The 1076-nt window shown below is 54.1% G+C and carries 1 protein-coding gene; it reads left to right on the plus strand.

Going from position 1 to position 1076, the window contains the following annotated elements; genetic code table 11:
- Window positions 1–1076, plus strand: a 1076-nt coding sequence (locus tag MJD61_04075) for a ferredoxin oxidoreductase (GenBank protein ID MCG8554455.1), incomplete at both ends; no start/stop codon positions are given.

The raw sequence follows: 1076 nt of genomic DNA on the forward strand, positions 1-1076 counted from the left end.
CCTCGAAAAACCGAGTTCATCACCGGTAGTGAAGCGGCTCGTGAAGCCATTCGCCGTGCCAATGTCGACATTGCAATTTCCTATCCCATAACCCCGCAGAGTGAAACCATGCAACAAGCGGGGTATCTTTATGATGAAGGGTACATCAAGGAATACTACCGAGGCGAGGAAGAAATCGGAGTTATGTCCGCCATTGGTGGATCGTCTCGAGCTGGCGTACGTGCGTTGACAGCTACTTCCGGTCCGGGGTTGATGCGAGGTTTGGAAGCCATTTCTTCATGGCCCGGAGCGCGCACCCCGTTGCTTCTGATGAACATGTGCCGCGTTATCAATACTCCTCTCGCTATTCAACCTGACAATATTGAAATTTCATTTCTGTTGAACACGGGTATTTTGCACGCCCATGCCGAAAACCAACAGGACTTCTTTGATTATTCCCTGGCCGCATTCATGGTCTCTGAAGAAGTGGATGTCACCTTGCCCGCTGTAGTTTCAGTGGATGGTTTCTTCGTCACCCACGCCCGCGGTCAGGTTTCCATGTTCGACGAAAAATACAAATTACCGCCACGTGACGGCTGGCGTAACGCAGTGCCATCTATGGACAACGAAAATCCCCCGGCCCGGATTTCGCGTGACGCTCCCATCCAGAAAAGTAACTTCATCAGTTATCACATGCATGCCAGTTGGCAGCAGGAAGTGTTCGCAGCTGTTGAGCGTTCTGCCAAGTACTGGAGGAAATACCTCGGCGATTTGATCGAAGTGGTCAATCCCGATGCCGAGGAATTTGTTGTTTCTTCCGGTGCCTGCGTATCTCAGGCCCGCGAAGCGGTGCGGCAGGAAGAGGAAAAAGGCCGCAAGGTGGGGCTGATCAAGGTCAAGACCCCGCGCCCCTGGCCGATCCAGGAACTGCGCGCGGCGCTGAAAAACGCCAAGATGATCCTGGTGCCCGAATTCAACCAGGCGGGCTGGTTCCATAAAGAGCTTTGCGCCACGATGTACGGCCACATCGACGCCAAAATCATCGGCGGCCCGCGCGTATACGGCGGCATGACCATGCCGACGGAAATGCTGCTGGA

It is taken from the genome of Pseudomonadota bacterium (genome assembly GCA_022361155.1).
GTDB lineage: Bacteria > Myxococcota_A > Polyangia > Polyangiales > JAKSBK01 > JAKSBK01.